The sequence below is a fragment of the Mycobacterium sp. genome, assembly GCF_019247615.1.
GTDB lineage: Bacteria > Actinomycetota > Actinomycetes > Mycobacteriales > Mycobacteriaceae > Mycobacterium.
Genome location: NZ_JAFBAT010000234.1, coordinates 1 through 6,842, shown reverse-complemented (window position 1 = coordinate 6,842; position 6,842 = coordinate 1). Strand labels below are relative to the sequence as shown.

Below are 6,842 nucleotides of genomic sequence, written 5' to 3'. Positions count from 1 at the left end.
GGCACAGATCGTCGAAACGCTCATCGAGGAGGCGATGCGACTCGCGTCGGAGATGGGTGCCGGGGATGGTCCCGGAAAAGAACCAAGCGGTTCGCCTGTTGTGACCGTAAGCTGATAACGGCCCCTGCCCTTCACAGAGAGTTCGCCCGATGTCGGCTCCGCCTCTTTCTCGCCTGGTCGGCGAGCGGCGGGTGTCCGTGGTACGTGACGCCGCCGCCGTCTGGCGCGTCTTCGGCGATGACCCGGTCGGTTCGTGCATGGTCGCGGCTCGCGTGGCGGACCACGGCATCGAACCGAACTCGATCGGCGGGGAATTGTGGACCCGTCGCGGCCCGCAGGAGTCGCTCTGCTTCGCCGGCGCCAACCTGATACCCCTGCGCGGCGCACGGGATGACCTGAACGCTTTCGCCGACGAAGCGATGAGCGGCACCCGGCGCTGTTCGTCGCTGGTCGGGAGGGCCGACCTGGTGATGCCGATGTGGGAGCGACTGGCGTCCGCGTGGGGCCCCCCGCGCGACGTCCGGGCCAACCAGCCGCTGATGGCGCTGACCAGGCACCCCAATTGTGATATCGATCCCGGCGTGCGCCAGGTCCGGCCGGACGAGTTGGACGCCTACCTGGTGGCCGCCGTCGACATGTTCATCGGCGAGGTGGGTGTCGATCCGCGGCTCGGCGACGGCGGTCGCGGCTATCGCCGGCGGGTCGCCAGCCTCATCGCGGCGGGCCGGGCATGGGCCCGGTTCGAGCACGGCCGGGTCGTGTTCAAGGCCGAAGTGGGCTCGCAGTCTCCCGGGGTCGGTCAGATTCAAGGGGTTTGGGTGCATCCCGAGTGGCGTGGTCTGGGCCTGGGGACCGCGGGGACCGCAACGGTGGCCGCGGTGATCGTCGGCAGCGGGCGAATCGCCAGCCTGTATGTGAACGACTTCAACACCGTCGCGCGCGCCGCGTACGCGCGGGTGGGCTTCGCCGAGGTCGGCACGTTCGCGACGGTACTGCTGGACTGACCGCGGCGTGCGCACAGTCGCCGCCGACACGGGACCGCCGATCGCGGCGCATAACGGTCGGGTCTCGGTGTGTCTGCGCGGACCCCGACGTCTCAGTTCATAACATCAGCAACGATGGTAACTAAAACAACACTAGCCTCTTGGGCCTCGGCCATGCTGCTCGTCGCTGTCATCGCTGTGCCCGGATGCACCCCCCGGCCGGACGGCCCCGGTCCGGCCGCCGAGAGGTTCTTCAACGCGTTGGCCATCGGGGATACCGCGACGGCCGCCCAGCTCAGCGACAATCCCAACGAAGCCCGTCAGGCGCTCAACGCGGCGTGGTCCGGACTGCAGGCCACCCACCTGGACGTGCAGATCCTCAGTTCCAAGTACACCGAAGACACCGGCACCGTCAGCTATCGCTACACCTGGCATCTGCCCAAGAACCGGACCTGGAGCTACGACGGCCAGCTGAGGATGGCCCGCGATGAGGGACGCTGGGAAGTTCGGTGGGCCGCCACCGGCCTGCATCCCAAGCTCGGGGAGCACCAGACGTTCGCGTTGCGGGCCGACCCGCCGCGGCGCGCCTCGGTGAACGAACTCGGGGGCAGCGACGTGCTCGCGCCGGGCTACCTGTATCACTACACGCTGGACGCCGCTGCGGCCGGGCCCGGGCTGATCGGCACGGCGCACGCGGTGGTGGATGCCCTGCATCCGTTCAACAACGGGCTCGTCGACCCGCAGCTCCTGGCCGAGCAGGCGAGCTCGGCGACCCAGCCGCTGGACCTCGGCGTCACGCTGCACCACGACGACAACGACAAGGTCTTTCCGGCGATCGGCAGGTTGCCGGGCGTCGTCGTCACGCCTCTGGCCGACATCCTGCCGACGGACCCGCATTTCGCCCCGGCCGTCATCACCGAAGTCAAGAAAGCGGTGATCGACCAACTCGACGGCCAGGCGGGCTGGCGAGTGGTCAGCGTCAACCAGAACGGCGTCGACGTCGAGGTCCTGCACGAGGTCGAGGGCTCGCCGGCGCCGTCGGTGTCGATCACCCTCGACCGGTCCGTCCAGAACGCCGCGCAGCACGCGGTGGATACCCGGGGCGGCAAAGCCATGATCGTCGTGATCAAGCCGTCGACCGGCGAGATCCTTGCCGTCGCACAGAACGCCGGGGCCGACGCCGACGGTCCCCTCGCCACCACCGGACTGTTCCCGCCCGGGTCGACCTTCAAGATGATCACTGCCGGGGCTGCCATCGACCGCGACATGGCCACCCCCAATACCATGCTGGGCTGCCCGGGCCACATCGACATCGGGCACCGCACCATCCCCAACTACGGCGGGTTCGACCTCGGAGTGGTCTCGATGTCGCGGGCGTTCGCCAGCTCCTGCAACACGACCTTCGCCGAGCTGAGCAGCAGGCTGCCGCCCCGGGGCCTGACGCAGGCGGCCACCAGCTACGGGATCGGGCTCGACTATGAGGTGGACGGCCTCGCCACGGTGACGGGCTCGGTGCCGCCGACGGTCGACCTGGCCGAACGCACCGAAGATGGCTTCGGCCAGGGAAAGGTCCTGGTCAGCCCGTTCGGCATGGCCCTGGTCGCCGCGACGGTGGCCGCCGGAAAGACACCGGTGCCGCAGCTGATCGCGGGCCGTCCGACGATAGTCAAGGGCGACAACACGCCCATCTCGGAGAAGATGGTCGAGTCGCTGCGGCCGATGATGCGGCTGGTGGTGACCAACGGGACCGCCAAGGAGATCGCCGGCTGCTGTGGCGAGATTTACGGGAAGACAGGGGAGGCCGAGTTCCCGGGTGGGTCGCATTCGTGGTTCGCCGGTTACCGCGGCGACCTGGCGTTCGCCGCGCTGATCGTCGGGGGCGGCGGCTCGGAGTACGCGGTGCGAATGACCAAGGTGATGTTCGAGTCGCTGCCGCGGGACTACCTGGCTTGAGGGCGGCCACCCGCCCCGCGCGGCGGTAAGTTGCCTTCCATGGGCGAAAGTTCCGGCGGAGACATGGTGGCTCCGATGTCACTGCGGGTGTCGGACGCCGACCGGAACGGCATCCTGCGGCGCCTGCACAACGCCGTCGCGCTCGGACTGATCGATATCGACGAATTCGAGCAGCGCTCGTCGCAGGTGTCCTACGCGCGGACCCGGATCGAGCTGGACGGGCTCGTCGGCGACCTGCCCGGACCGGGTGCCATCGTGACCTCCGCGGCCGACCGGGTCGAACTGCGCGGCTGGGCGGGCTCCCTGAAACGGCATGGCGAATGGACCGTGCCCACCCGCCTGGCGCTGGTGCGCCGCCTCGGCTCGGTCGAACTCGACCTCACGAAGGCCCGATTCGCGGGCCCGGTGGTGGTCATCGAGCTCGACATCAGGTTGGGCTCCGTGGAGATCCGGTTGCCCGACGGCGCCAGCGCCTCGATCGACGATGTCGAGGTCTTCGTGGGCAGTGCCAGCGACCGCCGCAAAGACGCGCCGGGTGAAGGGACGCCGCACGTCGTGCTGACCGGTCGAGTGGTCGGCGGCTCGGTGGTCATTCGCGGACCGCGCCGCTCGCTGCTGCGGCGGCGGCCCAGGGACTGATTCACCGGCCGGGTCAGTCTCCTTGAAGGCGCCGCCCAATGGGCGTCGCTAAGCTGGGCCCATGCCTGCTCGCACCGCGCTGTCCCCCGGAGTGATATCCCCGACGCTGCCGGTGCCCAGCCACATCCCGCGCCCGGAATACGTCGGCAAGCGCACGGCCCGGGAGGGCACCGAGCCGTGGGTGCAGATACCCGAGGTGATCGAGAAGATGCGCGTTGCGGGCCGGATTGCGGCCGGCGCGCTGGCCGAGGCGGGCAAGGCGGTGGAGCCCGGCGTGACGACGGACGAACTGGACCGCATCGCCCACGAGTACATGGTCGACAATGGCGCTTACCCGTCGACGCTGGGCTACAAGGGCTTTCCGAAGTCCTGCTGCACGTCGCTCAATGAGGTTATCTGCCACGGAATCCCCGACTCGACGGTGATCGAAGACGGCGACATCGTCAACATCGATGTGACGGCCTACATCGACGGGGTGCATGGCGACACCAACGCGACGTTTCTGGCCGGCGATGTCGAGCAAGAGCACCGACTGCTCGTCGAGCGGACCCGAGAGGCCACGATGCGCGCGATCAACGCCGTCAAACCGGGCCGCGCGCTCTCCGTGATCGGCCGCGTCATCGAGGCGTACGCAAATCGGTTCGGCTACAACGTGGTACGCGACTTCACGGGCCACGGCATCGGAACCACGTTTCACAACGGGCTGGTCGTGCTGCACTACGACCAGCCGTCCGTGGCGACGACCATGCAGCCCGGAATGACGTTCACCATCGAACCGATGATCAACATCGGGGCGCTGGACTACGAGATCTGGGACGACGGCTGGACGGTGGTGACCAGGGATCGCAAGTGGACCGCGCAGTTCGAGCACACGCTGCTGGTCACCGACACCGGCGTCGAGATCCTCACGGTCGCCTGACCCAGCGCGGTGAGTGGCGCGCTGCTGGTGGCGGGCACCAGCTCCGATGCCGGAAAGTCCGTGGTGGTCGCCGGTCTGTGCCGGTTGTTGGCACGCCGCGGGGCCCGGGTGGCGCCGTTCAAGGCGCAGAACATGTCCAACAACTCCGTGGTCACCGTCGAGGGCGGCGAGATCGGCCGGGCCCAGGCGATGCAGGCTCGGGCGGCGGGTCTGCAGCCGAGCGTGCGGTTCAATCCCGTCCTGCTCAAACCGGGCAGCGACCGCACGTCACAGCTGTTGATCCACGGCCGGGTCGCCGGCAACGTCACCGCGGCCGGCTATGTCGAGCACCGCGACCGGCTCGCTGGTATCGTCCTCGACGAATTGTCCTCGCTGCGAGGCGAATTCGACGCGGTGATCTGCGAGGGTGCCGGTTCGCCGGCCGAAATCAACCTGCGCGCAACCGATTTGGCCAACATGGGGTTGGCCAGATCGGCGAACATGCCGGTGGTCCTGGTCGGCGACATAGACCGCGGCGGCCTGCTCGCTCATTTGTTTGGGACCGTCGCGGTCCTCGAACCGGACGACCAGGAGCTGATCGCCGGCTTCGTCGTCAACAAATTCCGCGGTGACCCCGCACTGCTGGAGCCCGGGCTGCGGCAACTGCATGCCATGAGCGGTCGTCCGACCTACGGGGTGCTGCCCTACGCCGACGACCTCTGGCTGGACGCCGAGGACTCGCTGTCGGTGGTCGCCTCCCGCGTCGTCGGCACGCCCGCGCCACCGCGCGGCGACGACTGGTTGCGGGTGGCCGCGGTCCGGCTGCCACGCATCTCCAACTCGACCGATGTCGAGGCGCTGGCATGCGAGCCGGGCGTGGTGGTCCGCTGGGCAACCCAACCCGCCGACCTCGTCGACACCGACCTGATCGTGCTTCCGGGCAGCAAGGCCACGGTGGCCGACTTGTCCTGGCTGCACGACCGCGGCCTGGCGCGGGCCATCGTCGAGCATGCCCGGGCCGGCAAACCGGTACTGGGCATCTGCGGGGGCCTGCAGATGCTGTGCCGGCGCATCGAGGACACCGTGGAATCCGGCGAGGGCGTGGTGGCCGGTCTGGGTTTGCTGGACGCGGACATCACCTTCGGCGAGGTCAAGGTCTTGCGGCGCTGGCTGCAGCCGCACGATGGCCCGTTGGCAGGATACGAGATCCATCACGGCCGGATCTCCCGGTGCGCCGAGGACGCATGGTTCGGAATGGAGACGGAGCAAGGCAGCGAACCGCACGGACTCGTGCGCGGCGCCGTCTTCGGCACCCATTGGCACGGCCTGCTCGACAACAACGACTTCCGCCGTGCCTGGCTGGCTCGCGTCGCCGAGGCGGCCGGCCGGCGCGGTTTCGTCGTCGGTGACACCGACGTCGCCGCGCGACGCGATGCGCAACTCGACCTGGTCGCCGATCTGTTGACGGCCCATCTCGACCTCGACGCGGTGCTCGCACTGCTCGACGGCCCGCCGCCGCGGAGACCGCACGTCGCAAGCCGGTTGCGGCCCTAGGCGCGCGCCTCGCGCCGGCAGGCCATTGGCTGTAACGTGCGTTAATGCCCTCGATGATGACCACGCTCGATGGGTTTGGCGTCCCGGTCGCCGTATCCGGTCCCGAGAAGGGCGTGGTTGTCGTGATTCTCGGCGACGAGCAGCGCGCTCCGGCCGCCTACGACGCGGTGTGCGAGCGCCTGCACACGGCATCGATTCGGACCGTTGTGATCGCCTTTGACCGGCGGCTGACCCCCAAGTCGGTGGTCGGCATCCTCGACGCGGTGGGGATCGGCTGGTCCGTGGTGGTCGGCGACCGCGCCGGTGGCGAGCTTGCCTGGCAACTGGCGGCGACGCGACTGGGCCGGTTTGTCGGTCTGGTGGTGGTCGACCGCGGGCATCCGCGAGTGGCCGGGCTCGACGGCGAGGTGGGCGACGAACATTGCCCGCCGGTGGAGATCGGCACCACCGTGCTGGTCGGTTCGCCCGCCGCGCGGGCGGTGGCCAGCGCAAGCCAGCGGTTCGTTTACGCCGAGTACCGCGTTGTGGACCTCGCGCGGCGCACCGTGCAAGAGTCGACCGCGCAGTTGGCGGCCGAGATCGTGTTGCGCACCAGCACGTGGTAGCAGAAAGCGCCGCGACGCGGCCGGACTCTGCGATGTTGTCGCCGCCCGCCCTCGAACAACTGGTGGCAACGGGCGCGGTGGACACCGTCATCGTGGCGTTCACCGACATGCAGGGCAGGCTGGTCGGCAAGCGGATGTCGGCCCGGCTCTTCGTCGCGGAAATCGCCGCCCACGGCGCCGAGTGCTGCAGCTACCTGCTCGCCGTCGACG

General features: G+C 69.0%; 7 protein-coding genes and 1 pseudogene. All 8 read left to right on the top strand.

The genetic code is table 11. From position 1 onward, the window contains the following. On the top strand, window positions 1-115 hold a 115-nt coding region (locus JO059_RS16215), incomplete at its 5' end, for a hypothetical protein (RefSeq protein WP_293320457.1). A gap of 34 nt (window positions 116-149) precedes the next feature. Further along, a complete protein-coding gene (locus JO059_RS16210) occupies window positions 150-1,004 on the top strand; it encodes a GNAT family N-acetyltransferase (RefSeq protein ID WP_293320455.1) in 855 nt (284 codons plus the stop codon). A 114-nt stretch (window positions 1,005-1,118) separates the two neighbouring features. Then, the gene (locus JO059_RS16205) at window positions 1,119-2,936 is read left to right on the top strand and encodes a penicillin-binding transpeptidase domain-containing protein (protein ID WP_293320453.1); all 1,818 of its coding nucleotides are present in this window, start codon (window positions 1,119-1,121) and stop codon (window positions 2,934-2,936) included. A 39-nt stretch (window positions 2,937-2,975) separates the two neighbouring features. Continuing rightward, on the top strand, window positions 2,976-3,575 hold the full coding sequence (locus JO059_RS16200) for a DUF1707 domain-containing protein (RefSeq protein WP_293320451.1): 600 nt from the start codon (window positions 2,976-2,978) through the stop codon (window positions 3,573-3,575). Window positions 3,576-3,636: 61 nt separating this feature from the next. After that, the gene (gene map, locus JO059_RS16195; protein ID WP_293320449.1) at window positions 3,637-4,494 is read left to right on the top strand and encodes a type I methionyl aminopeptidase; all 858 of its coding nucleotides are present in this window, start codon (window positions 3,637-3,639) and stop codon (window positions 4,492-4,494) included. Window positions 4,495-4,503: 9 nt separating this feature from the next. Further along, a complete protein-coding gene (locus JO059_RS16190; protein ID WP_293320447.1) occupies window positions 4,504-6,027 on the top strand; it encodes a cobyric acid synthase in 1,524 nt (507 codons plus the stop codon). Between the two features lie 44 nt (window positions 6,028-6,071). After that, window positions 6,072-6,632 carry an alpha/beta hydrolase gene (locus JO059_RS16185; protein WP_293320445.1) on the top strand — a complete coding sequence of 187 codons (561 nt, stop codon included), beginning with the start codon at window positions 6,072-6,074 and terminating at the stop codon, window positions 6,630-6,632. A 32-nt stretch (window positions 6,633-6,664) separates the two neighbouring features. After that, window positions 6,665-6,842, top strand: a pseudogene (locus JO059_RS16180) (glutamine synthetase); the annotation flags it as partial.

Bases quoted from the DNA above. Each gene is read 5' to 3' on its own strand.
- map (WP_293320449.1), top strand. From the start codon at position 3,637: ATGCCTGCTCGCACCGCGCTGTCCCCCGGAGTGATATCCCCGACGCTG.
- JO059_RS16200 (WP_293320451.1), top strand. From the start codon at position 2,976: ATGGGCGAAAGTTCCGGCGGAGACATGGTGGCTCCGATGTCACTGCGG.
- JO059_RS16210 (WP_293320455.1), top strand. From the start codon at position 150: ATGTCGGCTCCGCCTCTTTCTCGCCTGGTCGGCGAGCGGCGGGTGTCC.
- JO059_RS16185 (WP_293320445.1), top strand. From the start codon at position 6,072: ATGCCCTCGATGATGACCACGCTCGATGGGTTTGGCGTCCCGGTCGCC.
- JO059_RS16205 (WP_293320453.1), top strand. From the start codon at position 1,119: ATGGTAACTAAAACAACACTAGCCTCTTGGGCCTCGGCCATGCTGCTC.